The organism is Methylosinus sp. RM1, from assembly GCF_011378635.1.
Classification (GTDB): domain Bacteria; phylum Pseudomonadota; class Alphaproteobacteria; order Rhizobiales; family Beijerinckiaceae; genus Methylosinus; species Methylosinus sporium.
Map to the genome: position 1 here is coordinate 1 of NZ_WOVC01000039.1, position 24,865 is coordinate 24,865.

At 61.9% G+C, this 24,865-nt stretch carries 21 protein-coding genes; 13 read left to right on the plus strand and 8 right to left on the minus strand.

Translation table 11 applies throughout. The features are described from left to right. Positions 1 to 360: 360 nt before the first annotated feature. Together FMZ75_RS18180 and FMZ75_RS18185 are read right to left on the minus strand one after the other, a co-directional pair. On the minus strand, positions 361 to 1,725 hold the full coding sequence (locus FMZ75_RS18180; protein WP_246729064.1) for a HAMP domain-containing sensor histidine kinase: 1,365 nt from the start codon (positions 1,723 to 1,725) through the stop codon (positions 361 to 363). A gap of 22 nt (positions 1,726 to 1,747) precedes the next feature. Beyond that, the gene (locus tag FMZ75_RS18185; protein WP_142863968.1) at positions 1,748 to 2,425 is read right to left on the minus strand and encodes a response regulator transcription factor; all 678 of its coding nucleotides are present in this window, start codon (positions 2,423 to 2,425) and stop codon (positions 1,748 to 1,750) included. 667 nt (positions 2,426 to 3,092) lie between these two features. Here FMZ75_RS18185 and FMZ75_RS18190 point away from each other — a divergent pair. From FMZ75_RS18190 to FMZ75_RS18205, 4 genes are all read left to right on the plus strand, one after another. After that, on the plus strand, positions 3,093 to 5,339 hold the full coding sequence (locus tag FMZ75_RS18190) for a TonB-dependent siderophore receptor (RefSeq protein WP_142863967.1): 2,247 nt from the start codon (positions 3,093 to 3,095) through the stop codon (positions 5,337 to 5,339). A gap of 16 nt (positions 5,340 to 5,355) precedes the next feature. Beyond that, on the plus strand, positions 5,356 to 6,666 hold the full coding sequence (locus FMZ75_RS18195) for a PepSY domain-containing protein (RefSeq protein ID WP_142863966.1): 1,311 nt from the start codon (positions 5,356 to 5,358) through the stop codon (positions 6,664 to 6,666). 868 nt (positions 6,667 to 7,534) lie between these two features. Then, on the plus strand, positions 7,535 to 9,703 hold the full coding sequence (locus FMZ75_RS18200; RefSeq protein WP_246729063.1) for a TonB-dependent siderophore receptor: 2,169 nt from the start codon (positions 7,535 to 7,537) through the stop codon (positions 9,701 to 9,703). Positions 9,704 to 9,705: 2 nt separating this feature from the next. Next, positions 9,706 to 10,584 (plus strand): substrate-binding domain-containing protein, encoded by an 879-nt coding sequence (locus FMZ75_RS18205; protein WP_166144966.1) that lies wholly within the window; start codon positions 9,706 to 9,708, stop codon positions 10,582 to 10,584. A gap of 434 nt (positions 10,585 to 11,018) precedes the next feature. Here the strand turns inward: FMZ75_RS18205 and FMZ75_RS18210 are convergent, their stop codons facing one another. The 3 genes from FMZ75_RS18210 to FMZ75_RS18220 form a co-directional block, all read right to left on the minus strand. After that, a complete protein-coding gene (locus tag FMZ75_RS18210) occupies positions 11,019 to 11,804 on the minus strand; it encodes a sulfite exporter TauE/SafE family protein (RefSeq protein WP_370464750.1) in 786 nt (261 codons plus the stop codon). Between the two features lie 1,450 nt (positions 11,805 to 13,254). Further along, on the minus strand, positions 13,255 to 13,623 hold the full coding sequence (locus FMZ75_RS18215; RefSeq protein WP_166144972.1) for a hypothetical protein: 369 nt from the start codon (positions 13,621 to 13,623) through the stop codon (positions 13,255 to 13,257). Positions 13,624 to 13,754: 131 nt separating this feature from the next. Beyond that, positions 13,755 to 14,459 carry an outer membrane protein gene (locus FMZ75_RS18220; protein WP_166144975.1) on the minus strand — a complete coding sequence of 235 codons (705 nt, stop codon included), beginning with the start codon at positions 14,457 to 14,459 and terminating at the stop codon, positions 13,755 to 13,757. A 468-nt stretch (positions 14,460 to 14,927) separates the two neighbouring features. Between FMZ75_RS18220 and FMZ75_RS18225 the strand changes: the two genes are divergently transcribed. The 3 genes from FMZ75_RS18225 to FMZ75_RS18235 all read left to right on the plus strand — a co-directional run bounded on the left by FMZ75_RS18225 (position 14,928) and on the right by FMZ75_RS18235 (position 16,371). Next, positions 14,928 to 15,506: a DUF2975 domain-containing protein gene (locus FMZ75_RS18225; RefSeq protein ID WP_166144978.1), complete on the plus strand. Its 579-nt coding sequence runs from the start codon at positions 14,928 to 14,930 to the stop codon at positions 15,504 to 15,506. Positions 15,507 to 15,575: 69 nt separating this feature from the next. Then, positions 15,576 to 16,151: a hypothetical protein gene (locus FMZ75_RS18230; protein ID WP_166144981.1), complete on the plus strand. Its 576-nt coding sequence runs from the start codon at positions 15,576 to 15,578 to the stop codon at positions 16,149 to 16,151. Between the two features lies 1 nt (position 16,152). After that, positions 16,153 to 16,371, plus strand: coding sequence for a helix-turn-helix transcriptional regulator (locus FMZ75_RS18235; RefSeq protein WP_064032298.1), 219 nt, complete (start codon positions 16,153 to 16,155; stop codon positions 16,369 to 16,371). A gap of 326 nt (positions 16,372 to 16,697) precedes the next feature. On the opposite strand, the gene FMZ75_RS18240 is transcribed toward FMZ75_RS18235, so the two are convergent. Next, positions 16,698 to 17,411 carry a FadR/GntR family transcriptional regulator gene (locus tag FMZ75_RS18240; protein WP_166144984.1) on the minus strand — a complete coding sequence of 238 codons (714 nt, stop codon included), beginning with the start codon at positions 17,409 to 17,411 and terminating at the stop codon, positions 16,698 to 16,700. A 242-nt stretch (positions 17,412 to 17,653) separates the two neighbouring features. Here FMZ75_RS18240 and FMZ75_RS18245 point away from each other — a divergent pair, with 242 nt between their 5' ends. The 3 genes from FMZ75_RS18245 to FMZ75_RS22260 all read left to right on the plus strand — a co-directional run bounded on the left by FMZ75_RS18245 (position 17,654) and on the right by FMZ75_RS22260 (position 20,860). After that, positions 17,654 to 18,403, plus strand: coding sequence for a class I SAM-dependent methyltransferase (locus tag FMZ75_RS18245; protein ID WP_166144987.1), 750 nt, complete (start codon positions 17,654 to 17,656; stop codon positions 18,401 to 18,403). A 13-nt stretch (positions 18,404 to 18,416) separates the two neighbouring features. Further along, positions 18,417 to 19,718, plus strand: a complete 1,302-nt coding sequence (locus FMZ75_RS18250; RefSeq protein ID WP_166144990.1) for an MFS transporter — start codon at positions 18,417 to 18,419, stop codon at positions 19,716 to 19,718. A gap of 440 nt (positions 19,719 to 20,158) precedes the next feature. Beyond that, complete coding sequence (locus FMZ75_RS22260; RefSeq protein ID WP_370464751.1) at positions 20,159 to 20,860, plus strand: HD-GYP domain-containing protein; 702 nt, start codon at positions 20,159 to 20,161, stop codon at positions 20,858 to 20,860. A gap of 80 nt (positions 20,861 to 20,940) precedes the next feature. Here the strand turns inward: FMZ75_RS22260 and FMZ75_RS18260 are convergent, their stop codons facing one another. Beyond that, positions 20,941 to 21,819, minus strand: coding sequence for a LysR family transcriptional regulator (locus tag FMZ75_RS18260; RefSeq protein ID WP_166144995.1), 879 nt, complete (start codon positions 21,817 to 21,819; stop codon positions 20,941 to 20,943). A 62-nt stretch (positions 21,820 to 21,881) separates the two neighbouring features. Between FMZ75_RS18260 and gstA the strand changes: the two genes are divergently transcribed. Next, entirely contained in the window at positions 21,882 to 22,538 is a 657-nt protein-coding gene (gene gstA, locus FMZ75_RS18265) for a glutathione transferase GstA (RefSeq protein WP_370464752.1), read from the plus strand. A gap of 68 nt (positions 22,539 to 22,606) precedes the next feature. Here gstA and FMZ75_RS18270 read toward each other — a convergent pair whose 3' ends face one another. Then, complete coding sequence (locus tag FMZ75_RS18270; RefSeq protein WP_370464753.1) at positions 22,607 to 23,518, minus strand: AraC family transcriptional regulator; 912 nt, start codon at positions 23,516 to 23,518, stop codon at positions 22,607 to 22,609. A gap of 121 nt (positions 23,519 to 23,639) precedes the next feature. Between FMZ75_RS18270 and FMZ75_RS18275 the strand changes: the two genes are divergently transcribed. Next, the gene (locus FMZ75_RS18275; protein WP_166144998.1) at positions 23,640 to 24,605 is read left to right on the plus strand and encodes an SDR family NAD(P)-dependent oxidoreductase; all 966 of its coding nucleotides are present in this window, start codon (positions 23,640 to 23,642) and stop codon (positions 24,603 to 24,605) included. After that, positions 24,592 to 24,865, plus strand: a 274-nt coding sequence (locus FMZ75_RS21390; protein WP_207783509.1) for a hypothetical protein, incomplete at its 3' end; no start/stop codon positions are given. The genes FMZ75_RS18275 and FMZ75_RS21390, both read left to right, overlap by 14 nt.

Sequence of the window (24,865 nt, forward strand, 5' to 3'; positions counted from 1 at the left end):
ATCGCAGAGCAGCAGGTGGCGCTCGCAGGGCTCGGCTCGCGCGGTTGATCAACGGGGCATTGCGGTAGCCGTTCTGTGGCCAAGGCGACGTAGCCTTGCAAATTCCTACTCGACCCTCAACGGACCCATTCTCCCCGAACCGCCAACGGCAGGTTCCGCTGTCAGCGGACATTCGCCCTCTGGGGGAAAACGCGCGCGATCAGGCCCTTGAGGGAATGGATATCATTGCCTGAACCGGCGGAACGAGCCTATGCCTCGAGCATGACCGCTGTCACCTGGAGCGCCGTGACCGTGACGCCCTCCATGCTCGCCGATAGACGACGGGCATTATGCTCCGCCATCGCGTAAATGCCGGCCGCCTTATTTTCCCGGCTGAAAGCTCAGCTTGAAGGTCGCGCCGCCGCCGGGCGTCTCTTCGACGCAGATGCGGCCGTGGAGCTTGGCGATCAGCTCCTTGGCGATGGCGAGGCCGAGCCCCGAGCCCGGCGTCGCCTCGCTCTTGCGCCAGAAGGGTTCGAAGATCCTCTCGCGGTGGCAGGGCGCGACGCCTTCGCCATGGTCGATCACTTCCACCTCGCCTTCGGGACGCAGCCGCACGAGAACGGTTCCGCCGACCGGCTCCGCCTTCAAAGCGTTTCCGATGAGATTGGCGACGACGGATTCGATCGCGCGCCGATTACCGCGCACGATGGTCGCGCAATCCTCGCCCTCGACCGCGATACCGCGCTCCGAGCACCGCGCGAGCGGAGAATGATCGGCGACGATTTGACATACGGTCTCGGAGAGATCGACCTCCTCGTCGGTCGTCACCTGATTTTCCGAAATGCGCGCAGCGATCAGAAGCTGCTCCACCGTGGCGTGGAGACGGCTCGCGTCGCGAAGCAGATCATTCTTCAGCGGCGACGGTTCCTCGTTCTCGAGGCGCGCGCGCATGACGGCGAGCGGCGTGCGCAGCTCATGCGCCGTATTGGCGGTGAAGCGCCGCATACGCGCGACGCTGTCGTCGAGCTGCGCCAGTGCGCCGTTCATCGCTGCGATGATCGGGCGGATTTCTGTCGGCACATCCGTCGCGGCGATTCCTTGTCCCATCGTATCGAGATCGATGCGCTCGGCCGCCTTCGCCGCCCGCCGCAGCGAGCCGAGCGCCTGTCGAAGACCGAGGAATACGATGGAGCAGGACGCGATCCAGCCGACGAAGAAAGCGACCGTTTCGTAGAACTTGTCTCGGATGATGAAGTAGACGACGTCCAGCCAATGAAATCGGAATCCGCTCGCAGCGATATAGACGGGACCGTTTCGCGTCTGCTCCAAAGTCACTACGCCCCATTTTCCGGCTTCTGGACCACTCTCCGTATGAAAGCGAAAGACGCGCGCGTCGGCTTCTTTCGCGGCAACGAGCTTCGAATAGAGCTCCGGGGAGGAGCCCGGCGCCAATTCGGTCGAGCGCGCCGGCATGGCCGCGTAGCGCACATCCGCATCCTGATCCACCCTGAGCTTCAGTTTTTCGCTGGGCGTCAAACGGACCGCTCCATCCGGGGATGTCTCGAGTGAATCGGCGACCAGATCCTGAATATGAAAATAGGTGTAGATTTCCAGCATCGCGTCCGCCCCGCCGTAGCGCTCCGCGACCGACGCGAGATAGGCGACGACGGGCCAGGGAAGGAATGCGCCGACGAGTTGCGCGAAGAGCAGATAGACGATCAGCCGGGTCGTGAGCGATTGCATTTTCTTCACGGAAGCATCTTCCTCACGCGAGCTTCTCGGCGATCATGTAGCCGACGCCGCGCGTCGTATGAATCTCGACGCCCGCGCGCTCCTCGTCGAGACGCGCGCGCAGCCGTGAGACGAGGATCGTCAGCGCCTGCGGCTGAATCTCTTCGTCGGCGCTGTAGATCTCGCTGATGAGCGTGTCGCGTCTGACGACGCGCTCCGCCCGCCGCACCAGCGCTTCGAGCAGCGTGCGTTCGCGCCGGTGCAGCAGGATCGCGCGACCCTCGACCAGAGCGGTGCGAGACTCGAGATCGAAGGAGAGAGCGCCGACCATGATCAGAGGCGAGCGAACCTCCTCGCTTCGCCGGCTGATCGCCCGGATGCGCGCCATCAGCTCGTCGAGACTGAACGGCTTGACGAGATAATCGTCGGCGCCGGCATCCAGTCCTTCGATGCGGTCGTCGAGCGTATCGAGCGCGGTCATCATCAATATGCGGCTGCCCGGCCGCTTCGCCTGTATCCATGGAAGGAGCGACAGGCCGTCGCCGTCGGGAAGCCGCCGGTCGAGCAAGGCGATCGAATAGGGCTGCGTCTCGATGAGCGCCCTGGCGTCGGACAGAGTGCCGACGGCGTCCACGGAATAGCCCGCCCGGTCGACGCGCTTGACGATCTGCGCCGCCAAGTCGGTCTGATCTTCCACCACAAGAATTCGCATGGGCGCCGCTCCCGTGTCGATCCGAATGAGGTTCGGCGGAGAGCCTAGACTCGAAGAATGCATGTGGCAAATCTGCAACATCGCGACCTTTTCCGCCGGCGCGCCCTCCCGAAAGATTTCTGAAATATAGGATCGTCCAAGAGTCTGCGCGGATGACGCGCTCGCTCAAGAGCGCGGTGCGAGGAGCGGCTGATGCGGCGCGGCGGCCAAAGGGGAGTTTGCGTCACGACATGGCTCGCCCATGTCGCGGCCTGCCTCCTTCTGCTTTCGATCGCCAGCGGCGGGCTTCTCGTCGAGAGAGCCGAATTCGCCACGAAAGGGGCGGGCTTCGACCTCGCGACGCGAAACGAGCTCTGCTCGGCTCGAACGAGCGACGGCGCGCCCGCCGGACCCGCGAAGCATCATCGCAATTGCGCCTTCTGTCTCGGCTGTGATCGCGGCGACGCTCCGACCCTGGCCCTGGGAGAGGCAGCCGTCGCCATCTTCCCCACGCAGGCGACATCCGGCCGCCTTCGCGAACCACGTCCCACAGGCCCCTCGAGATGGGCGCGACCCTGGTCGTCCCGCGCGCCGCCGCGCGCCTGACCCGCCAGCAAGCGCGAGGCCGTCCGGCCTCTCGACCATCCGTTTCAGACGACGCTCGGCGTCGCACAACCAGGGGTCTCACATGTTTCGCTCGGCACTGCTGCGCGGCGCTTCCGCCGGCGCGCTCGCTCTCGTCCTTTCATCCTCTCGCGCGCTGGCGCAGGACGCGCTGCCGACCATCGACATCGCCGGCGAGGCGCCCGCGCGCGCCAAAAGCGGAGAGAAATCGGCCTCGAGCCAGAATGGCGCGGGACTGGGCGGGCGCTTCACCGGCTACACGGTCGACATGGACACGGCGACCGTTTCTGGAAAGGATCGGACGTCGATCCTGAAGACGCCATTCAACATCCAGGTCGTGCCGCGCCAGGCGATGGATGACCAGCAGGCGATCTCGGTCAAGGACGCGATCGTCGGCAATGTCAGCAGCGTCCGCCCGGCCAGCGGCAATTTCGGCAGCAACTATCAACAGTTTCTGATCCGGGGCATCGACAATACGAACGTCTACCGGAACAATCTGAGACAATATCTGAACACCAGCCTGGAAACAGAAAATCTCCAGTCGATCGAAGTATTGAAAGGGCCTGCGGCGATGCTCTTCGGGAGGCTGGAGCCGGGCGGCGTCGTGAATCTGGTTGTCAAGCGACCGCTCGAGACGCCCTATGTCTCTGTTCAGGAGCAGTTCGGATCGTGGAACACGACCAGAACGACGGTCGACGCCACCGGGCCGCTCACGGAAGACAAGACCTGGCTCTACAGGGTCAATCTCGAATTTTCCCGCAACGACCACATTCAAAAATATCGCACCGACCAGAATGCTTTCGTCGGGCCGACGATCACCTATCATCCGATCGAGCAGTTCCGATTCAATCTCGATCTCGAATATCAGAACCACATATTCGGTCCCGACCGCCCGATCCCGGCCGTGGGGACGAGGCCGGCTTCGCTTGCGAGGAGCTTCACCCCCTCCAATCCGGGGCTCGAGCTGGCCAATCCGTCGCGCGAGGAACGCCGCAGCTTCGGCTATGACTGGACCTATGATATTTCCGACGATTGGCATGTGACCAACCGCTTCTATTATACGAATGCGCTGCTGACGCTTCGGCAAATCGGTATTTCCGCTCTCAACGAGACGACCGGGGTCGCGACCCGGAACGTCTACGACAATGGCGACCGCGTCCTGACCACGCTCTCCACCAATCTCGACGTGAACGGCAAATTTTCGATCGGCCCATTCGACAACGCCGTCCTATTGGGCGCCGACTACTATGACTTTCATCAACGTGGGTCGAATTTCTCAGGAGCGTCTCCTTTCGCTCCGCAGATCAACATCTATTACCCCATCGAGCCGCTGCAATATTATGTGAAGCTGCCGGACAATAATTTCTTCAAGACCGTCTTCGTCTGGAAAGGCGTCTATGGGCAGGACGTCATCTCCTTTTTCGACGACAAGGTGCATGTGCTGCTGGGAGGGCGCTACGACTGGGCCGAGAACGGGACCGGAAATAGCGCGATTTCCGACGAAGAGGCGCGCGGAGTCTATAATCCCGCGACGTCGCGAGGATTTCGCACCGCCTATGACGAGGCGTTCAGCCCGCGTGTGGGCCTGCTGATCCAACCCCTGCCCTGGCTCTCCTTCTATGGCAATTTCAGTCGTTCCTTCGGCGCGACGAATGCGCTCCCTGTTCCAGGGCAGCCGCTGTTCGCGCCGCAGATCGGCACGCAATTCGAAGGCGGCGTCAAGGCGGCGGTCTTGGATGGCGCGCTGACGGCGACCTTAGCCTATTACGATATCACGAAATCCAATATCACCGTCTCCGTTCCCGGCACGCCCTATGCGGTTCCGATCGGCACGGTCCGCAGCGAAGGCTTCGAATTCGACCTCGCCGGCCGTCTCGACGAGCATTGGAGCGTGATCGCGAATTACAGTCACGACGAGGCGCGCATCACCAAGGACAGCACGGCGACCGGCGGTTCCGGAACCACCGGCAATCGGATGACGAATGTGCCGCGCAACGCCGGAAATCTCTGGCTCAAATATGACGCCGACGGCGAATTCGAAGGTTTCAGCCTCGGCGGCGGGTTCAATTACGTCGGTCATCGACAAGGCGACGCGCAGAATAGCTTTCAGCTTCCCGCCTACACGCTCGTGAACGCGATGGTCATGTATCGTTTCCAGCCGAGCGCGCTGCCTTGGGTGAAGAATCTGACGGCGCAGGTCAACGTCCGGAATCTTCTCGACACGACCTATTTCCCGAACTCCGCCGGACGGCTATTCACATATCCCGGCGACGGACGTACGATCCTCGGATCGTTGCGTGTGGAATTCTAGAAAACGAGAGGAAGAGATGCGGCAAATCTCGACCGAGCTACGGCCCCTTTCCACCGGCGCGGATGAGGCGCCGGCCAATTCGGCGCGAAGCGCCGCCGATACACGGACGCGCGCCGATGCGCGTCGCCTCTTCGTCTGGCTCCACCGCTGGGTCGGCCTCGTCACGGCGGGCTTTCTGATCCTGGTTGGACTGACCGGGGCGTTGCTCGCCTTCTATGGGGAGCTGAGCCATTGGATCGCGCCGGAGGCCTATCCGGGACTGCATGGCGAGACGCTTCCGCCCGCCGCCCTCGCGAGGCGCGCGGAGAGCCTCGTTCCGCAGGCGCGCGCGGTCGCCGTCTATCTCGGCGGCGAATCCGGCGCGGCCCGCGTCACCATGCAGGCGGCGCCGGGCGCCGAGCCGCTCGGCTTCGGCGCCGTGACCCTCGACGCGGTGACGGGGGAGGATCTCGGCCGCCGCGGCCGTCTCGGCGCGTTTCCCGCCCGAGCCGCCGACATCATGCCTTTCATCTATAGCTTGCACTATCAATTGGCGATGGATTCGACCGGCGCCTGGATCCTCGGAATCGTCGCGCTCTTATGGACGATCGATTGCTTCGTCGCCTTCTATCTGACGCTGCCGCGCGCGAGCCCCGGCAATTCGCGCGGCTATTTCACGCGCTGGAAGCCGGCCTTTCTCGTCAAGCTCTCCGGCTCCTTCTATCGCATCAATTTCGATCTCCATCGCGCCGGCGGATTGTGGCTGTGGGCGATGCTGCTCGTCTTCGCCTGGTCCAGTGTCTTCTTCAATTTGAACAGCGTCTACACCGGCGTGACGAAGCTGGTCTTCGACTATGCGCCGCCGCCCTGGCAATGGCCCGCGCAGCCGCCGCGCGAGGGCGCGAGCAAAATGCTCGAATGGGAGGAGGCGCAGGCCGTCGGCGAGCGGCTGATGGCCGAGCAGGCGCGAGAGCGTGGCTTTTCCATCGAGCGAGCCGATGCGCTCTACTTCAAGCCGGCCAAGGGCCTCATTCAATATCGCGTGCGATCGAGCCTGGATATCGGCGAACGCACCGCGACGACTTCCGTTCTCTTCGACGCCTATACGGGCGAGCTGGTGACGTTGAGCCTGCCGTCGGGGCTGCGCAGCGGCGACACTGTCACCAATTGGCTCGCCGCCCTGCATATGGCGCGCGTCTTCGGCCTGCCCTATCGTATCTTCGTCTGCGTCCTGGGGCTCGCAATCATGATGCTCTCCGGGACGGGAGTCTATATCTGGTGGAAGAAGAGACGTGCGGCCAAATCGGCGCCTTCCGGCCAGCGTAGACATGGCCAGAGCGAGCCATAGCGAGCGCTCGGCATACGATCGCACGCCCCCGTCGCCGATCGTCGACGCCGCTGCGCGCTAACGCGTATAGCCGACCACGCATAGCGAATGCCGCGACCGTCCGGGAGCAAACCGCGCCACGAGATCTTCGGCCTGGCCGACCGGGATACGAACGTCTATATCCAGGCGGCCCGGCTGCGCGAAGGTCCGCGAAATCCAGAGAACGCGGACCGTCTCGCCGTCCACGACGAACAGCTGATTATGGCGCCTTCCGGCCACAACAGGGGATCGCGGGATCCGCTCGTCACCTGCGCGGAACGACACGCAAATTAATCGATACCAGCCGAAATAGCTCCGTCGGCGCCGCGAAGACGTCGCTGCTTTTTGGGGGGCTACGGACTTAAAAAAAGCGAGCATAGGCTAAAGCGCGCGCAAATAGCTTTCCTTATGCCGCGAGCGCGCGGATGCGGACACATCATCTCAGGCAGCGCACAGCCTCTATAGGCCAATCAGATGCGTCGAAATTTGAACGACACCCCGACAATGTAATCTCGATCGCCAAAACGAGCGCCGGCAAGGAGGCGGTCGTCGACGAGCATAGAGTCGGCTGAACTCCGCTGGCCTACAATTCCCGCTCGCCCATCCCGCGTTCGCAGAGTCATTCCGAACGCAAGCCGTTCGAGGCGCATTCCCGAGGATCGCGCCGCCTCACTATCGTGCTCAAAATTTCGTCGGGCTGCATTTTTTATGTAATTGAAATACATAACCAATGGACTTCTTATGCCCGGGAGGCCGAATCGAAGGGCTCGCAGATAACGAGGAGCGCATGCGGATGGGTGCAACAGTTGCCATGTCGATCGAGGCCCTTCGGCGAGGCGCTCGACATAGGATGAACATCCTCCTTTTGGGGAACCATGGACGGCTCGGCGCGATCCAAATTTTGGTCGCCCATGTCAGCATTGCCGCGCTTTCGATCTCAGCGGTCCGCGCGCAGGATGCGCCGACCGAGCTTCCGGCCGTCGACATCGCCGCAAGCGTCGGCGCGGCAACGGATGCTGCGACTGTGGACGGCGGTTATCGCGTGAAGACTGGCTACGTAGGACCGTTCGGCGACCGGGTCCTCGTCGATACGCCGCTTTCGATCGACGTCGTATCCGCCGATCTCGTGAAGAATCAGCAATTGCTCAGTCTGCGCGAGGCCTTTCGGCTCATTCCTTCGGTGCAAGGCGAAAACATTCGTCCGCAGACGCGCGGCATGCAGGCGGGCGTGGTGCAGAACACACGCATCGACGGGTTGAATATCGCGGCGACGACGGATTATCCGCTGGAGCAGTTCGAGCGAATCGAGGTGCTGAACGGCTTGTCGAGCGCACTCTATGGCCCATCCAATCCAGCGGGCACATTCAACTATGTGCTCAAGCGGCCGACGGATAAGCCATTGCGCGAGATCACGTTTTCCTATCTGTCTCAGAGCGCTTGGCTCGGACACGCCGATCTCGGCGGCTTTCTCGACGACGAGCGCCGTTTCGGCTACCGGGTGAATCTGCTCGAGCAGAATGGCGAAATCTATGTCGACGGCAGCCAGTCGAAGCGGCAGCTGGCGAGCCTCGCTTTCGACATTCACGCGTCGCCGAGCACCGTTCTCGAAACCAACGCCAGCTTCTACAATTTCGTGACGAAGAATCTGCCCGGCACATTCGCGCTCGGCCGCAACGCCACGATTTTTCCCGCGGCGCCCGATCCGACTCGTCCAGGCTATGGCCAGACCTTCGGCGGCGACGACAATCAGACGGCGATCTTCAGCGGCAAGCTGCGTCATGATTTCGATCAGAACTGGCGCCTGACGTTGGGGCTGCTGCGTCAATCCAACGATCGCGCCTCGACTGTTCCGACCAACACTTTGACCGACAATCTCGGAAACTACACGACAACAGCCGCGACAACCACATTTTCCTTGGATACTGTGCTGAGCCATCAGGCCGCAATGAACGGTCGCTTCCTCACCGGCCCTCTCTCGCACGATTTCGTCATCGCCGAAAATGGCTTTTTTTGGGACCGCTATCGGCCCTATGTGCTCGGCCCGGTCACGCTCGGCAGCGCAAATCTCGCCAATCCGACCCTGTTCGCCGCGCGCTCCTTTCCCGACTTCAAGAACCGCTTTTTGTCGGTCGAGACCTCTCAGCAATCGATCACCATCGGCGACGTCATCGGCCTCAACGAGCTCTGGTCGGCGCAATTCGCTCTGTCGCAGAGCTGGATTCACGCGCGAAACCTGAACGCAGCCGGCGTGACGACCAGTACCTACGACACGAGCGGCGTGAGCCCGACGGCGAGCTTGATGTTCAAGCCGACGCGCAATCAGACCGCTTACGTCACCTATTCGGAAAATCTCCAGCAGGGCGACACGGCGCCCAATGGCGTCGCCAACGCCGGAGCCATCCTCGCGCCTTACCGCGCCCGACAATGGGAGCTCGGCTATAAGATCGATCTCGACCGCATCGATCTGCGAGCGGCCCTGTTCCAGATCGAGCGGCCCTATGCCTATACGGTCAGAAATGTTTATGGCGTCAACGGCAAGCAGATCAATCGCGGCGTCGAGCTGACGGCGTCGGGAAAGGCGACCGACGATCTCACCATCTTCGCGGGCCTGTCGCTGCTGAATCCGAGGCTCTACGAAACCGGCTCGGCGCTGACGAACGACAAGCAGATTCTTGGCCTGTCTCATGTAGTGTTCAACATTTTGATGGATTATCAGATCCCGTTCGTTCCGGGGCTCGCCGTCAACGCCAATATCAATTTCGCCAGCAGCCGGCCCGGAAATTACGCCAACACGACCTTTGTCGACGGATACACCGTCGCCGATCTCGGCCTGCGCTATAGCACGCGTCTGCTCGACCGAGCGGTGACATGGCGGCTCAACGTCTACAATATCGCCAATGCGCATTATTGGGCCAATGTCGCGCCGACCGGCCAGAACGGCTACAACAGCACGGATTTCGGCACAGGCGCGCTCGGCGCGCCACGCAGCTTGCGTCTTTCCATGCAGATGGAGCTTTGAACATGCCGATCTCACACATCCGGCGCTTCGTCATTCTGTCGCTGCTCGTTTCGCCGCTCGCGCCATGCTCGGCTGACGAGGCGCCCGGCGGCGCGCCGATTCACATTCATGCAGCGGGCAGCCTCGGCGGCGCATTGTCCGCGATCGCCGCCCGCTACCAGCAGGAGACAGGCGAGACGATCGCCATGGTCTTCGGCCCTTCGGGCCTGCTGCGCGAAGCCATAGAAAGAGGCAATGAAGCCGATCTCTTTCTTTCCGCCGATCGGCAGCATCCACAGCGCCTCGCCGCAGAAGGTAAAGCGGCCCCGCCTGTCGTCTTCATCAGCAACTCGCTCTGTGCGACGGCGCGCGCCGATCATCCGCTGACGCAGGCCCAACTTCTCGACTACATGCTCGATCCAGCGACGAAAATCGGAACATCAACTCCAAAAGCCGATCCGGGCGGCGATTACGCCATGGCTCTATTCGCCAAAGCCGAGACCGTGCGTCGGGGAGCCGAGCAGATCCTCCGCGAAAAAGCGCGCGCCCTCGTAGGCGGCGCCCCTCCCGAGCCGCCACCGGCGCAGACCAACCGGGGCGTCCCACAAAGCGGCTCCGCGCCGACAAAGAAATTCCTTCTCGACGGATCGGTCGATCTTTTCATCGGCTATTGCAGCCGGCGGGACATTCACCCCGACCCCGAACTCGTCAGCGTTCCCGTCCCGGAGGCGTTGGCCATACGCGCCGATTACGCCTTGGCGTTGCTGCGCGACAAATCTCCTGAGCGGCAGGCCGCGGCGGCGCGCTTCGCGCTGTATCTCATGACGCCGAGTGCGCAGGCGATCTTCGCTGATTACAATTTCGTTCCGATTGTGGCGCTGTCGGAGTTTCGTTCACGGTAGGGGTCTTGCCTCGCTGGGTGAAAGCCTATGCCGAGCTGCATCGTTGGCTGTCTACTTTCGCTTCAGAAGGCGCGAAGTAGCAGGCTCAAGTCGCGGCGCCGCTTTTCGGCGCGATCGGCTCTGCTCGTCGCGGTCTACGTCGATCGCGGCCGAGCGCGCTGGGCCCGCCGGCCGTCATCCGGAAGCAAGTCGGGCCACGAGACCTTCAAGCGGGCCGCAGGATATCCAACGCTGCGAAGAGTCCGCGAAATCCGAGGAAAGAGGACAGTCGCTCGGTCCAGGTCCGCCTCGCTCGGGACGGCGAACGAGGAACTCGACCCTTTGCAACCGGGGCCATACGAACGGCGAACGTCCGGCTGCGCCGATAGGAGACATTGCCGTGTCCAGGCGAAAGGAGGTCGTCGTTTTGAGGAAGAGCGGGCACTCTCGCCGATTTACTCGTGGCGCCAGACCTTCACCGACGATGCCACGAGAATCAGGGAGAGCGCCGGGATCAAGAGCTGGTCCGACACGCTCCCGAGAAGACGTCCGCCTATGAAAGTTCCCACTATCGAGCCCGACGCCATGATGAGGACAAACGCCTTGTTGTGCGTCACGACGCCAAAGGCGCTGTCGCGGCTGTAACGAGTGAAGCCGACGATCATGGTCGGCAGGCTCACGGCGAGCGAGAGGCTGCCGGCGAGCTTGATGTCGGCGCCGAAGAGCAGCACCAGAGTCGGAATCAGCAGCTCGCCTCCCGCGACTCCCATGAGCGAGGCGACGATCCCTATGCCGAAGCCCGCGACCACACCGGCGACGATCAGCAATAGTCCCGAAAGATGTGCGGATGTCGCCGTCGCGCCATGGCCGAAGACCAGCGCTCCGGCGATCAGCGCCAGAAGCACGGCGAGGATTCGGTAGAGGTTGCGGGAGCTCAGCTTCGTCGCCCATCCCGCTCCGAGCCACGCGCCCACCAGACTGCCTGCGAGCAAATTGAGAATGATCGGCCAATTGGAGGCGACAGCTGCAAAAGGGACAGACGCGGCGCGAAACGGCAGAGCGGTCGCGACGACGATGAGACTCATCGCCTTGTTGAGGATGACCGCTTCGAGGGCGCGAAATCGAAACGGCCCGATGAGCAGCGGCAGTCGAAATTCGGCGCCTCCGAGACCGATCAGCCCGCCGAGCGCGCCAATCGCTGCGCCGCCGATGAAAGCGAAAGCCTGCCTCGGTTTTGTCATGAGCCGATTGCTTCCCCCGCTCGCGCCCACAGTGGAGAACGACGCGGACTCTGACGGAACGGGCATAGGGGACCTCCGACGGGTTTCAGATCGCAATGTGCCGCGCAATACGCGAAACAGAACGACATAAGATGAAATCGAAGATAGCGTTTCGCTAGCCTCGAAGACGTGGCTTCAAATGCGATGGAAAAGCGTCAGTGTAAACATGAAGGGATCGAAACCAGGTGACGCTGCGTCAGAAATATGCGAAACAATACGAGATGCTACCAATATGGATGTAGGCCGTGCCGCCAGACGAACGTCGCGCCCTGACCGCCGAGGACGTCGACGATCGATTTCCTGGCGCTCTCGGCTCGCGCCAATGGCGCGCCGATCGCCTTCGCCTATCCAGCGCGCACCGCATTTCTGCCGAGCAATATCGCCGTCACCTCGTCGACCCGGAAATTCGATACGGCGAAGGCCTTCGTCGACTTCGTCCTCTCCTGCGACGGACAGAAAATATTACTGGAAGCGGACAGCGTACGGCATCCGGCGCGTCCCGACGCCTATCATCCGACCAGGAGCGAGGCTCTCATCAATCCTTTCGACCTGCGCAGCGAGAATATTTTCGACTATGACTTCGACCTCGGACGTCATCGGCCGGGGATCGTTCGTGCGCTATTCGACATCGCCTTCGCGACGCGCCATGCCGAGGTGACGTCGCTCTGGCGGTCTATCCACGACGCAGAGGCTCGGCTCGGCAATGCGACAGGTAAAGAAGCCGAGCGAATCGCGGAGGCGCGTCGACTCGCCGGTTCGGTCCCTGTTTCCACTCGCCAAGCCGACCGTGCGGAATATCTCGCGCAATTCGCAGGTCGCGATGCGCCGGATGCGGAGATTCTGGAGCGATGGAACGCCGAGCTCGCCGCTTCGAGAGCGACAGCGATGGCGTTGCTGCACGCCGCGTTTCCCGGTTGAATAAGAGCGTCCCATATTGATGGGGCAGCGCAGTCTAGCTCGTCGATAAGTCGGCGAGGACCAACATCATAGTCGCGCCCGCGTAGCGCTCGAACGTCCGTGTTCAGGCGATCCGACGCGACGAATGTCCGCGAACACCAGGGAAAGCGGCCCCTCTGGTCGTCCGCGACGAGTGACGGCTTATGGCGTGAGTTCCCCGTTCCCGACGGCGAAGGAGGAACTGTGACCCAAGTCGGACCTTGCCATGGCTCCGGTCGAGTCACGACAAAGCCCCACCCTTTCGCGCCAACATTTCGCACGAAATTCCAGACCGCTGTTCATGAGATATATTCGCCGCTGAATGATCGAATTCAGCGCGGTGCCTAAAGTCACCAGATTTGGGTTGCCCCAAAACCATATAGCGAACACGATTGGGTATCGGCGCCCGCCCTCTTCGCCGCCTTCCTTATTGTGCTCGGCGCGCTGTTGATCCGCCGTCGCCGGATAGGCTGGCTCAGAACCGAAATCGAAGTCCGACCGAGCCGCCTCGGGGAGGCTTTACGTTCGGATCGTTGATGAGAGCCGGCCCTGGGCCTTTTAAGAACAGAGTCGGCGCCATGGAGCTGTTGCCCGCTCTCCCGTCGTGACCCTTGGTTTTGGCCCGCATCGGCAGATCGTTGAAGTCGAAACAAGTCGGATCATCCTTCCATTGCCCGCCGCGTGGACAAAGCGGCGCAGCCGCTTTGGCTTTAGTTTTCTTCGTCTTTACGAGGTTGAGCTGCGCCGACGGCGGAGCGGTCGGCGCTACACTTTCCTCGGCGGCGACGACGCTGAACGTCGCCATCGTCAGGCAGATCAGAAAAATCGCGAGCTTCGAAACCATGGGGACAGTTCTCGAGCGGTAGGCGAGGTTCGAAGTCTATTTGTGATTGGCCGCGCCGAAGGGGCCTCCTCGAGCGGCGCGGCCGCATCATCTTGACGAAATCCACTAATTACGAGGCGCCCGATCGCCGCTCATTTGCCGAAATGATAGCTCACGCCCGCTGTCAGCGAGCCTTCGCCCTGTGCGTGTCGCGTCGCCAGCGCCGGCTGTGCGAAATTCACGGCCTCGGCTCGCGTGTGCCCGCCGAACCACCGAGTTTCGACATGTGCGCTCCAGCGCGTATCGAGGGCATATTCGACGCCGGCGCCGACGGTCGGCGTCACCGACCACCAATTCGTGGTCATCGAGCCGAGGGGCGCCTGATAGGACCGCTCGATATGCGCGAGTTCCAAACCGCCGGTGACGTAAAGCAGCGCGCGCTCGTAGTTCAAGCCCAAGCGTCCGCGAATCGATCCCTGACCGTCGATCGTGTTCTGTACGCCATAACCGAAAATGGGGTCGATCGTGTAGGCGCGGGCGCGGGCGCCCGAGATGTCGCCGACGAGGCCATATACGAGGGAACCGTAGCGCCAATCGTAGCCGGCGTGGGCGCCGCCGATGAAGCTGCCGCCACTTGCGGTCTTGGAAAAGAGAACAGCATTGTTCGACGCAAGCACCGATTGCACGCGGTCTCCGAAACCGGCGAATCCGGCTTGCGCACCGACATAGAAGCCCTCGTAGAAAAGCGCCGGCGATGGCACGAAGTCGGGCTCCGCCTTGCGGGCAGGCAGATCCGCGGCGTTCGCTGCGCCGAAAGAAAACAGAGCTGTGCAGCAGACGATGATCCCGGTTTTCATATCGTATCCTTCGCTCGAGTAATCATTTGGCCTTCGCCGCAGCGGAGCGCCCAGACGGCTTTTCGCAGGATGGGCTCCTGCCCATGCTGTGGGTTAATAGTATTATGTTTGACATTAATTTTATATCGTGTCAATGATCATCCGATCCTGGAGGAGCGTAATTATGAGCAAGCCGGTCGCTCTTCGCCTCGCTCTCGGAGCCGTCCCTCGACTGCTCGTCACCGGCTGCGGCGACGAGCCCGCAGCTTGAACGCCCCCTTCGAGCTGCCCACGGTATTCCGGAGCGGCGCGTGCGTAACCGGGCCAACGCCTATGCTATGGAAGGTCGCGAATTTTGCTCGGTGCGAGGGCGGAGATCGCAGGGCCGCCCGTTTGGCAAGGGACAGCGGTCGAGAGCGCTGTTGATCACGCGCAAATCGTCTAATTTCGGCTTGCAGGAGCTATTCCGCGAAAACGAGGATCGCGACCATGAGCAACGACACGAGTCACGACAGCGCGCCGATCAACTCCATGCGGCTCCTCGCACTGAACCCAAAGCTGCGTTGGGCATGCCATTCAATCCGCCTGGCCGCTTTGGTTTTGATCGTTTTCGAGCCGGCGATCATTTTGTGGGACTTGACCGACCGAACCGCGCTTCTCGAGCGAATGTCCCGTCTTTACGGACTGGACCCGGCTGAAGTTTCCGATTTCAGATACTGGAGCGCCGTGACGGTCGTGATGCTTAAATTCCCGTTGGCTGCAATCGCCGTCGCCCAGCTCTGGCGGCTCACGGGCATTTATCTGGAAGGGAGAGTCTTTTCAGTCGAAGCTGCTGCAACTTTGCGCCTCGTCGCCCTGTGGGGCTTCGCCGCCACGATCGTGGACCTCACGACGCTGCCGCTCGCCGCCGCGCTTATCTTGGCCGAGCATATTGTCAAGTTACCGATGGATGTTTGGTTGGCTCCGATTGATGTATTTTTCGTGCTGTGCTGCGTCTTCACTCTGGCGCTCAGTGTGATTCTCAAGACCGCTGCGGAAATCGCCAGCGAGCACGCGCGGTTCGTCTGAGCTTCGAGCGCGGTCGCCTTGCGACTGTGTCGAACCGTTCAATGGGATCTTCGAAAAAGGATGAGGGTTATGACCATTGCCATCGATGAGAGCGCCCCACCGCCATCCGTGGAGCTCGTCGCACTCAATGCGAAGCTGCGTTGGGCCTGCTTTTCGATTCGCCTCGTCGCTGCGGCCTGGGTCGTTTTCGGACTCGGGCTGACGAGCTGGAACTGGGGCCATCGCACCGACAGTCTGGAGACCATGCACAAGCTCTATGGCCTGGACCCTGAGAGCGTATCCGCTCTGGGCTATTGGTCCTCGACGTCGATCGCCTTATCAACCTGGGCGCTGGCCGTGCTTGCGGCCGCGCGCTTGTGGCGTCTCACGGGGATCTATCTCGACGGACGCGTGTTCTCCATCGAGGCGGCGGAGGCGTTGCGTCTTTTTGCACTGACAGGCTTGGCTGCCACGGTGTTCAACATCGGGGTGCGCCCCTTCATCTTCGGGCTTATTTCGACCGAGCTCCTCGCCAAGCTGCCCGCTTACGCTTGGATCAATCCCCAGGATGTTTTCTATCTGCTGTTCTGCGGCTGCGTGTTCGCGCTCAGCGTGATCCTCGAGACCGCCGCCGAGTTCGTCGACGAGCATGAGCGGTTTGTGTAAGATGCCGATTATCGTCAACCTCGACGTGATGCTCGCCAAGCGCAAGATGCGCTCGCGCGATCTCGCCGCGCATATCGGCATCGCTGAGCCCAACGTCAGCCTGCTGAAATCGGGAAAAGTCAAGGGCGTGCGCTTCGACACGCTCGAGAAGATCTGCAAGGTTCTCGACTGCCAGCCCGGCGATATATTGGAGTACCGCGCTGAGACGAAAGAGGGGTAGGCCTTCGTGTCCGCGTTCCATCAACGTGTGGCGACATCGCCACGAGCCGCGGCATCGACGAAGCCTCCAACAAACGCACTCACCGAAACTCGTGAATTTGGAGAATGCCCGCCTGAGATTCGGATGCGCCGATGGTACGCAACATCGCAGAATACGCTTTAGTTCATCCTCTTTGTGCGGAAGGTCGGCTTATGGCGCGTCCTCCTCGCTGGGGATGGCGAACGCGGTGTTATGCCCTGGAACGGACCTTGCCATCGCTCTGGGCGCAGCGCTCGATAGCGTACAGAGTCCGCGGAACATCAATCTCCGCTCGTCCCGAAGCATATTCACCTTTTCGAGAGCTCCGCCCCGCCCGTCGAAAGCGCAACGATCACGGGAGTCGCCACCGCGCGCGCCGCTGCGGCCGCCGCGTCGCCGTCGCGACGCTCGATCGCATCGATGATGATGGCATGGAGGTCCAGCCCTGGATTGGGGAGGTCGCCTTCGTCCAGCGCCTCCGACATATAGACGCGCACGGAGCCCGCGAAATAGCGATAGAGCTCGGCGAGCGCCGCATTGCCAGACATGCGCGCGATGGCTCCATGGAACGCAATGTCTGCGTCGACGAAATCCTCGCGCGCCGCATGATCCCTGCGTTCGCCACGCCGGCTCAGCAGCTCTCTCAAGAATGCGACGTCGGCCTCCGAGCGGTGCATCGCGGCGAGCCGAGCCGCCTCGGCTTCTAGCATCGCCCGCAGCTCATAATGCTCTCGCAGGCTGGAGCGGCCGATCCGGAGCATGGTCTCGGCCGCATCCACATTCGTTCGCACATAAGTGCCGTCGCCCTGGCGGACTTCGAGAACCTGCGCGTGGGAGAGAACGCGGATCGCCTCGCGCACCGTGTTCCGGCCCACATTGAGCATGTCGGCTAGCTCCTGCTCGTTGGGGATCTTCGAGCCGACTTTCCAAGCGCCGCTTTCGACCTGAGCGCGGATCAGATCGATCGTGGACTCGACGAGCGAACGCCGAGGCGCCTGCGGAATCGTGGTCGGGGACGACATTTTCGACCTCATATCAGAAGACGCCGGTCCTCCCCAGTCGATGACGGGGCGGTCGCGAGCTTGACGGCGGCAGATAAACATAGGATGATCCTATCAACCGATGAAATGGATGTCGACTCCTCCCAATGGGGAGCCGATATCGAAACGGCTCGCGAACGAGCATCCTGGCTCACCGCGATCGGGCAGAAAAAACATCGGGAGGAGCCTGCGGCAAAAGCAGACGGGCAAAAGGGACGACGATCATGGCTTCGGCGGGCGACGACAATCTTTTTACCGGCCCTATCGGCGAGGAATATGATTTCCTCCCGATGATCTGCCCCAACATCGTGACGGTGACAGCGAATCTCGGCGCGACTGTCGCAGCCTGGCGGCCCGGCGCCGCGCTGCGGGCATTGGAGATCGGCTGCGGCACGGGAACCAGCACGCGGTCGCTGCTCTCGCAGCGTGATGATCTGAGCCTTCTGGCGGTCGACGCCTCGCCGGCGATGTTGAATCAGGCGCGCGAAAATCTCGCCTCCTATGCCCGCGCCGGCCGCGTCGAATTCATCGAGAGCGATGCGCTCGTCTATCTGAGAGCGCTGCCCGACGCGAGCGTCGACATCGTCGCCTCCAATTACGCCATCCATAATTTCGATCATCGCTACAGACGCGAGCTCTTCGCGGAGATCCTACGGGTTCTCGAGCCGGGCGGCCTGTTCGTCAATGGCGATCGTTTCGCGCTGGATGATCACGATCTTCAGCTCGCATCTACCCGGGCGGACGTCCGCAATTGGTTCAAGGTCTTTGGCGAGGCGAAGCGCTATGATCTCCTTGAGGATTGGATCCTGCATCTCTTCAGCGACGAGTCCGCCGATCGTCTCATGTATTCTTCGGCGACTCTGTCGACGATGCGCGCTCTCGGCTTCGCCGATGTGCGATCCAATTATCGCGAGGGCGTCGATATGCTGGTGACGGCGACGAAGCCTTCGAGCGCGGCGCGCGACATTGATTGATCGGAACAGACCCATGACAGTCCAAACCCGTCCTCTGGCGTCCGGCGAAATCGAAGCGTTGCGCGGTCTCTCTCGTGAACAGGCGAAGACGCTGGCGCTCGCGTCTCTCGGCGGCGCGCTCGAATATTATGATTTCATCGTCGGCGTTTTCTTCGCCAAGACCCTCGCTGCGGTCTTCTTCCCGCATGACAGCCCGCAATGGCTCTCGCAGCTACAGGTCTTCGGCATATTCGCCGCCGGCTATCTCGTGCGCCCGATCGGCGGCGTCGTCTTCGCGCATTTCGGCGACCGCGTCGGCCGCAAGAGAATGTTCGCGCTCGGCCTCTTCCTGATGGCCTTTCCCACGCTGCTGGTCGGCCTGACGCCCGATTACCAGACGATCGGCTTCGCCGCTCCGCTCCTCTTCCTGTTCTGCCGACTGCTGCAAGGGCTGTCGGTGGGCGGAGAAGTGCCCGGCGCATGGATCTTCTGCGCCGAGCATGTCCACAAATCCCGGGTGGGCTTCGCCTGCGGCCTGTTGATGGGCGGGCTTTGCTGCGGAATATTGATGGGCGCGCTCACCGCCAAAATACTGACGGCAAGCCTGAGCGCAGATGATCTCGTCGCCTGGGGCTGGCGCATTCCTTTCATCCTCGGCGGCGTCTTCGGCCTGATCTCGGTCTATCTGAGGAAGCATTTGCGGGAGACGCCGGTCTTCGAGGCGCTTCGCGAGCGGCGTGTCGCTGACGCCCGACTGCCGATCTCGCTCGTCTTCACGCGCTGCAAGACCGAGGTTCTCGTCTCCATGGCCGCGACCTGTGTATTCGCCGGCGTCTTCGTGACCTATTTTCTCTATTTGCCCACCTATCTTCAGTCGCAATTCGACTATCGGGCGGCGGATGTCTTCACCGCCAACTGCTGGTCCATAACGCTACTGATCCTCGGCAGCGTCTTCGTGGGCCGCGTGACGGATATCATCGGCGGCGGGAAAGCCTATGCGATCGGCGGCGCTGCGATGGCGGCGGTTGTCGCCGCGCTCGGCTTCTCCCTCGGTAATGGCGGCGCATGGAGTCTGCATCTCTATGCGATCGGCGGTTTCGTGATCGGGACGATCACGCTCACCCCCTATCTGATCATCCGCAGCTTCCCGCCCGAACTGCGATTCACGGGATTCGCTTTGTCCTACAACACGGCCTATGCCGTCATCGGCGGAACGACGCCGCCTTTGATGGCCCTTTTGGTCGGAGAGCGCGCCCTTCCCACGGCGCCCTTCTATTACATGACAGCGCTCTGCCTTTTGGGCGCGGCCATCGGCTTGCTAAGGGGCGAAAGGTGAGGCAATAGGCTTATAGCGGAGGCACCTCGGCTCGAACGTCCGCTCCTCCGCATCCTTACAGTAAACGAACGTGAAAGTTTGACCCATTGCAGCCGGATCCCGCCCGCCGGGCGGACGACCGGTTACGCAGAAAGCCGACATACCCACCTGGCTGAAAGTAAGCGCGGTCGAGCCTCAGCGCCTTCCAGCGGTCTGGAGCCGTGTACAACACAGGGGCGTTGCCAGAACGACTTTCGGCGCCGGCAAGAAAATGCTCAAAGGTAAATAGAATGTGAATAAAATAAAAAACTCTCTGCCGCGTTTCGTCGCTCCGTGCTTATGCCGCCAGCAGAATTTACGGGTTATAGAGTAAAGCATAGTTCATTGCCTCACATTCGTCGCATTGCCGCATTTAATGGGCGTTAGAAAACTATCGAACCCATGGAAGGAAGCCGAACTTAATGCGTCCCGAGAGTGATTTGTGCTCGATTCCCACTGACGCTTTCTCGAATTTGTCCAGGCGAATAGCGGAGTCGGAGCAATCTACGCCGGGGCTCGGGCTGGCTTTCCACTCATACAGGGTGAGCGCTCTGGTCGCGCATCTCGCGTCCGTCATCGGCCATGAAGCGAGTGCCGCTCAGTTTTCTCGAGCCGCTTACTTTCACGATCTCGGGAAACTGGCGGTGCCGACCAGAATCTTGATGTCTCCGGACGTCCTAACATCCGACGAGCGCGCGATTGTCGAAACGCACGCGGAGAGCGGCGCGGATATTCTCGCCTCCTCATCGGCTCCAGACGGCGCTTTGGCCGCCGATATTGCGCGATGGCATCATACGAGATTCGATGGCTCGGGCTATCCCAAGGGGTGCGTCGGAAGCGAAATCCCACTCGCGGCGCGAATTACCGCCGTGGCGGATGTGTATGACGCCTTTCGTTCGAAACGAAGCTATAAGCCCGAGGAGACCAACGACAGCGCTTTGGCGCGAATGCGTACTATACAAAGAGCCGGCCCAGGATTTGCGTTCGACCCACGAATATTGGAAGCGCTTTTCGATACCAACAGAAACGTCAGTCTTCTTTGGGACGCGGCGGCGCTCCGCGCAATAACCGATTCTGATAGGAACGGCCCGAGCGGGGGGCCGCATCGCCGCCTGCGGGCATGAGCAATTTACCGTCCTCGCCAAGCCGGCTTGCGACGAAAAATCGCGTCAGAGCCGTCATGAGCCCGCGCGATCGTCCTGCGCTATGGCGAGGTCGGCGCGGCCGAGCGACGTGCCACCTCGACGAACAGGTTTCCGGCCCTTGAGAGCGGCCGCATTGGCGAAGCGACGAGTCCGAACTCGCGATGCAACGGCGAAGCGAGCTTCGAAACCCGGAAGCCGCGGCGCTGTTCCGGCAACGTGGATTTCGGCACGAGGCTAACGCCCGCGCCCTCCCGAACCAGGGCAATCGCGCTCGCCCAGTCGCGCACCTCGATCTCAACGTTCTGGAGCGTCAATCCTTCCGCGTCGGCAAGCGAGCGGGCGTTCGTATGGCACCCGCCGGTGGCGAGAACGAAGGGCGCGGCTGCCAGTTCGGCCAACGAGACCGAAGGTCGCCGTGACAGGGGATGCGCCGCCGGCAGGATCGGAACCCAGGCATCCCGTCCGAGCGGAACGGCATTTCTGGCAGGAGACGGGTTGAGAACGACGCCGAGGTCGATCGATCCCGCCGCGAGCCATGCCTCCACTTCCAGGTCGTCGGTTTCGAGCGGCACGAGATCGATGCCCGGATGGAGCGTGCGAAAACGCCGAAGCAAAGGCGGAAGGAGCGTGGCGAATACGCTCGGGAAGGCCGCCAGACGGATGGCGCCGGTCTCTTCGCCGATCAGCGCCATTGCCTCCCTTTCGATCGCCTCCAGATGCGAGAGCGCCGTACGCGCATGGTCGAGCGCGCGCTCTCCGAAGGCGGTCAACGCGACGCCCCGTGGCTGGCGGACGAGCAGTTTCACTCCCAGGCTCTCTTCGAGCGCGGCTAAGGCTTGGCTCATCCCCGATTGGGTGACGCCGAGCTTGTCCGCGGCTGCGGTGAAGCTGCCGGCATCGGCGACGGCGATCAGGCTCTGGAGTTGGGTCAGGTTCATAGTAGGCAAGCTTATACCAAGAAAATATGGGAGTAATTTTTATTATTTCAGGGGACCTGCCAATGTGGGCGGCGATCTATCCCCTCCGCGAGGTCCCGACGATGAAGCTCTATTTCGCGCCCGACACGTGTTCGCTCTCGCCGCACATCGTGCTTCAGGAACTCGGACTGCCCTACGAGCTGGTCCGCGTGAACAATCGGACGAAACGCACATCCATGGGAGAGGACTTCCTCGCCATCAACCCGAAGGGCTATGTCGCGGCACTCGAACTCGAGACCGGCGAGGTTCTGAGCGAAGGGCCGGCCATCGTTCAGTATTTGTCCGACCTGAAACCAGAGGCGGCATTGGCTCCGGCCGCCGGTACGCTGGCGCGGGTTCGGCTCCAGGAATGGCTCAACTTCATCACCAGCGAGGTCCATGCCGGATCGAGCCCGCTGTTCAATCGAGCCTTGCCAGAGGAGGCGCTAGCGATCTTCCGGGACCGGCTGTTCCGGCGCCTAGACTTCATCGAGGTGAACCTCGCATCTCGGGATTATCTGGTGGGCGACGGCTTCACGGTCGCCGACGCCTATCTCTTCACCGTGCTCGGCTGGATGAAGGGGTTTTCGATTGATCTCGACCGTTGGCCGGCGACCGCTCGCCATATGCAACGGATCGGCGCGCGGGCGTCCGTCCAAGCTGCTTTGGCACGGGAGGCGGAGATTCCTCCCGTGGAATGACACGCAAGTTCGACTTCGACCCGTTTATCGGAGAGCGGTCAGCGGATACGGCGCGCGGCAGAAAAGATTCAGGGAGCGTCGTCTCGTCGGAACTTTCCCGGCGCACAGCCAACGACCCGCCGGAAGGTTGTGCTGAAGGCCGCTTCGGATTCATAGCCGATGGAAAAGCCGATCTCCCCGACACTGTCGTTCGTTCGCTTGAGCCGTTCAGCCGCGAGTACCATGCGCCAGCGGATGAGATAGTCCAGGGGCGGTTGTCCAACCGCTTCTCGGAAACGCGCTGCGAACGTGCTGCGCGACATGCCGGCGATGGCTCCCAGTTCCGCAAGCGTCCAGTGGCGAGCGGGCTCGGCGTGCATGGCGCCGAGCGCTCTCGTCAGCCGAGGATCGGACAGCGCCGACAACCATCCGGCGGGTTTGTCCGTCCCGGAGGCGAGCCAGAGCCGCAAGACCTGCAAGAGCATGATCTGGGCGAGGTGCTCCGCCATCAGCATTCCACCTGGAGGTCGATCTTTCAGTTCCGCAGCCAGTTGCTCCAGCGACCAGCGCAGAACGGCAGCCTGGTTCGAGGCGTCACGCACATGAACGATGGCTGGCAACGCCCCGAACAACATTCCGGCATGATCGCCGTCGAAAGAAAAACGGCCGCCGATCAGGAAGAAGTCGCCGCCGCCGTTGCAGGTCGCGATGCCGTCGACAGCCTGATCATAGATGGTGGGAGATTCGATCGGGGGCAATGCGAGGTCCGTCGCGAAGAGGAACGGTCGGCCGCGCGTGAGCAGGAAGCAGTCGCCGGCTTCGATCCGTCGCGGTTCCAGCTCCCCATCGACCTGAACCCAACAGGCTCCGCGCATGACCGCGTTGAACTTGATGCCTTCATGTGGGGGAAAGCGGATCGCCCACTCACCGCCGGCGTCGAGGCCCGCGCTGATCGCGCTTTTCGGCTTCAGAAGCGACAGAACATCGGACAAGGGGTCCACGACGAAGATCCAGACGATCGAGAAGGAAAGTGGACTATACGGCATGGATCGTGCGGACACCACGGATCATCTTTCACGAGAGCAAACGTGCGGGCGAAACCGCACCTCTCGGAGAGACACCATGATCGACAATCAGAAACCACTCGGGTCCGGCTTTGGGGCAAGAAGCACCGCGACGGATGTTCTCGCCAATATCGATCTCACCGGTAAGCGCGCGATCGTCACCGGAGGCCATTCGGGGCTCGGCTTGGAAACGACGAGGGCGCTTGCCGCTTCTGGAGCCCAGGTCATCGTTGCCGCGCGCAATCCAGCGGCAGCGGCGGCAGCTACGAAGGACATCGTCGGCGTGACGGTCGAGCCGTTGGACCTGTCGCACCTCGACAGCGTGCGCGCCTTCGCCGAGCACATCCTCACCGGTGGCCAACACATCGATATTCTGATCAACAACGCCGGCATCATGGCCTGCCCGGAGGCGAGGGTAGGACCAGGCTGGGAGGCGCAGTTCGCCACCAATCACCTCGGGCATTTCACGCTGACAAACGCGCTTTGGGCGCTGCTCGAAGGTGGTGCACGTGTCATCTCGGTCTCTTCGGCCGGCCACCACAATTCGCCAATCCGTTGGGACGACCTTCATTTTGTTGGCGGCTATGACAAATGGCGCGCCTACGGCCAGTCGAAGACGGCGAATGCGCTATTCGCCGTCCATCTCGGCCGGCTTGGGCGCGAGGCCAGCGTGCAGGCCTTCTCGCTTCATCCCGGAAAGATATTCACGCCGCTCCAGCGGCATCTGGCGCAGGCGGAGATGATCGCCGAGGGCTGGCTCGACGCGAGTGGTGCGCCAGCCGACCCGACCTTCAAGACGGCAGCCCAAGGCGCAGCGACGCAAGTATGGGCCGCGACCTCGCCGATGCTCGACGGTCTTGTCGGTCTCTATTGCGAGGATTGCGATATTGCCGTGCGCGCCGAGACTGCAAATGAACCGTTCGTCGGCGTTCGAGATTACGCCGCCGATCCCGATCAGGCCGAGCGGCTCTGGACGCTTTCGGCCGAACTCACCGGCATCGATGCCTCCGATGCATCAAGGTGATGCCATGGACCTGGGCGGCACCAAAGAGCGTGACAAGAGCGAAGACGCAGCCAGTTACGCCCTTGCGACATCGCTGTGGGGCCGCTTCGCGCTCGCCGACATGGGGTCTGTTGAGACTTACGCCTCGCGGCGTTCGATTGCCAAGCGCTTAGCATTACAGTTGCGTATTTTAACGGTTTCTGACTCACTGAGCCACCATGATTCGGTTCGGGGGTCATGGGATGGCGGGAGCTTCGATCGAGACGACGCTGGAGTTGTGG

Coding starts and splice junctions, on each gene's coding strand:
- FMZ75_RS18180 (WP_246729064.1), bottom strand. CDS start 1,725: ATGCAATCGCTCACGACCCGGCTGATCGTCTATCTGCTCTTCGCGCAA.
- FMZ75_RS18185 (WP_142863968.1), bottom strand. CDS start 2,425: ATGCGAATTCTTGTGGTGGAAGATCAGACCGACTTGGCGGCGCAGATC.
- FMZ75_RS18190 (WP_142863967.1), top strand. CDS start 3,093: ATGTTTCGCTCGGCACTGCTGCGCGGCGCTTCCGCCGGCGCGCTCGCT.
- FMZ75_RS18195 (WP_142863966.1), top strand. CDS start 5,356: ATGCGGCAAATCTCGACCGAGCTACGGCCCCTTTCCACCGGCGCGGAT.
- FMZ75_RS18200 (WP_246729063.1), top strand. CDS start 7,535: ATGAACATCCTCCTTTTGGGGAACCATGGACGGCTCGGCGCGATCCAA.
- FMZ75_RS18205 (WP_166144966.1), top strand. CDS start 9,706: ATGCCGATCTCACACATCCGGCGCTTCGTCATTCTGTCGCTGCTCGTT.
- FMZ75_RS18210 (WP_370464750.1), bottom strand. CDS start 11,804: ATGACAAAACCGAGGCAGGCTTTCGCTTTCATCGGCGGCGCAGCGATT.
- FMZ75_RS18215 (WP_166144972.1), bottom strand. CDS start 13,623: ATGGTTTCGAAGCTCGCGATTTTTCTGATCTGCCTGACGATGGCGACG.
- FMZ75_RS18220 (WP_166144975.1), bottom strand. CDS start 14,459: ATGAAAACCGGGATCATCGTCTGCTGCACAGCTCTGTTTTCTTTCGGC.
- FMZ75_RS18225 (WP_166144978.1), top strand. CDS start 14,928: ATGAGCAACGACACGAGTCACGACAGCGCGCCGATCAACTCCATGCGG.
- FMZ75_RS18230 (WP_166144981.1), top strand. CDS start 15,576: ATGACCATTGCCATCGATGAGAGCGCCCCACCGCCATCCGTGGAGCTC.
- FMZ75_RS18235 (WP_064032298.1), top strand. CDS start 16,153: ATGCCGATTATCGTCAACCTCGACGTGATGCTCGCCAAGCGCAAGATG.
- FMZ75_RS18240 (WP_166144984.1), bottom strand. CDS start 17,411: ATGTCGTCCCCGACCACGATTCCGCAGGCGCCTCGGCGTTCGCTCGTC.
- FMZ75_RS18245 (WP_166144987.1), top strand. CDS start 17,654: ATGGCTTCGGCGGGCGACGACAATCTTTTTACCGGCCCTATCGGCGAG.
- FMZ75_RS18250 (WP_166144990.1), top strand. CDS start 18,417: ATGACAGTCCAAACCCGTCCTCTGGCGTCCGGCGAAATCGAAGCGTTG.
- FMZ75_RS22260 (WP_370464751.1), top strand. CDS start 20,159: ATGCGTCCCGAGAGTGATTTGTGCTCGATTCCCACTGACGCTTTCTCG.
- FMZ75_RS18260 (WP_166144995.1), bottom strand. CDS start 21,819: ATGAACCTGACCCAACTCCAGAGCCTGATCGCCGTCGCCGATGCCGGC.
- gstA (WP_370464752.1), top strand. CDS start 21,882: ATGTGGGCGGCGATCTATCCCCTCCGCGAGGTCCCGACGATGAAGCTC.
- FMZ75_RS18275 (WP_166144998.1), top strand. CDS start 23,640: ATGATCGACAATCAGAAACCACTCGGGTCCGGCTTTGGGGCAAGAAGC.